The 1,529-nt window shown below is 70.8% G+C and carries 2 protein-coding genes; one reads left to right on the forward strand and one right to left on the reverse strand.

Translation table 11 applies throughout. The features are described 5' to 3' along the window. A partial coding sequence (locus FV230_RS28215) for a thioredoxin family protein (RefSeq protein WP_187275662.1) occupies window positions 1–485 on the forward strand: 485 nt, incomplete at its 5' end. Between the two features lie 208 nt (window positions 486–693). Here FV230_RS28215 and phoB read toward each other — a convergent pair. Beyond that, a complete protein-coding gene (gene phoB / locus FV230_RS28220; RefSeq protein WP_147728560.1) occupies window positions 694–1,395 on the reverse strand; it encodes a phosphate regulon transcriptional regulator PhoB in 702 nt (233 codons plus the stop codon). Between the last annotated feature and the right edge of the window lie 134 nt (window positions 1,396–1,529).

Below are 1,529 nucleotides of genomic sequence, written 5' to 3' on the forward strand. Positions count from 1 at the left end.
CCCGCGGCCTCGCGGTGCTCGCCGTCGCCGGCGTGGCGGGGCTCGCCCTCACCCTCGACCACGACCGCGTCGCACCGGGGGCTCAGGCCCGGGCCGAGGGGATCGAGCCGTTCACGCAGGCTCGCCTCGACGCGCTGCTGGCGAGCGGCCGGCCGGTCTTCGTCGACATGACGGCGGCGTGGTGCATCACCTGCCAGGTCAACGAGCGCACCTCGCTCGGGACGGCGGCGGTCGGCGCGGCGATGCGCGCGCGCGACGTCACGTATCTCAGGGGCGACTGGACCAACCAGAACCCGGAGATCACCCGCCTGCTCGAGCGCCACGGCCGGAGCGGCGTGCCGCTCTACCTGCTCTACGCGGGTGCCGGAGAGCCGACGGTGCTGCCGCAGATCCTCACCGAGGGGACGATGCTGAGCGCGCTGGACGCCGTGAAGGCGACGGGCCGCAGCGCGGGGCTCGACGGCGGGGGGACGAAGCTCCCCTGAAGCTTGGTAAAAATATAATTTTCGTAGGACTGAAATCACTTCAGTGTGCGCGACGGCTCCCTCTCCCATGGGGAGAGGGTTGGGGTGAGGGTCGTGACCGACCCGGATGACTCACGCCCCTCATCCTGTCCTTCTCCCCATGGGAGAAGGGACCCACGGCAGGTTGCGGATCGTTGCGGTCGCTTGAGCCGTCCACCGAAAGCCGAACTCAATCTTCGCCCGAGAACGTCTCGTCGAAGGCGTACCCCGAGCCGCGGACGGTGCGGATCGGGTCGGTCTCGCCGGCGCGGTTCAGGGCCTTGCGCAGGCGGCCGACATGCACGTCGACGGTGCGCTCGTCGATGTAGACGTCGTGGCCCCATACGCCGTCGAGGAGCTGCTCGCGGGAATAGACCCGGCCGGGGCTCTGCATCAGGAACTCGAGCAGCTTGAACTCGGTCGGCCCGAGGTGGATCTCGCCGCCGGCCCGGCGCAGGCGATGGCTGTCGCGGTCGAGCTCGATGTCGCCGGCTTCCAGCAGGTTCGCGACGTGACTGGGCTTGGCGCGCCGCAGCAGCGCGCGGACGCGCGCCAGCAGTTCCGGCACGGAGAACGGCTTGACGATGTAGTCGTCGGCCCCCGTCCCGAGGCCGCGGATGCGGTCGCCCTCCTCGCCGCGGGCGGTGAGCATGATGACCGGCAGGGACACCGTCTCGCGCCGCGCCCGCACCCGGCGGCACAGCTCGATTCCCGAGAGCCCCGGCAGCATCCAGTCCAGCAGGATCAGGTCGGGCACCTGCTCCTGCAGGCGCAGCTCGGCCTCGTCGCCGCGGGCGGCGGAATCAACCTCGAAGCCCTCGGCTTCGAGGTTGTAGCGCAGGAGGGTGGTCAGCGCCTCCTCGTCCTCGACGATCAGGATCCGCGTACGCATGCAGGGCACTCCCGGGCGGACCGCCCGACTTTCTCATCCATCGCCACGGACCTCCCGCCCCCCTGAAGCGGGTCGGGAGAGGGGAGCGCCGTATCCGGAGCGGTCGCTCCCCTCTCCCGACCCCCGCTCACGCG

The organism is Methylobacterium sp. WL6 (assembly GCF_008040095.1).
Lineage (GTDB): Bacteria > Pseudomonadota > Alphaproteobacteria > Rhizobiales > Beijerinckiaceae > Methylobacterium.

Excerpts from the sequence above, each read along its gene's own strand:
- phoB (WP_147728560.1), bottom strand. The coding sequence starts at position 1,395 with ATGCGTACGCGGATCCTGATCGTCGAGGACGAGGAGGCGCTGACCACC.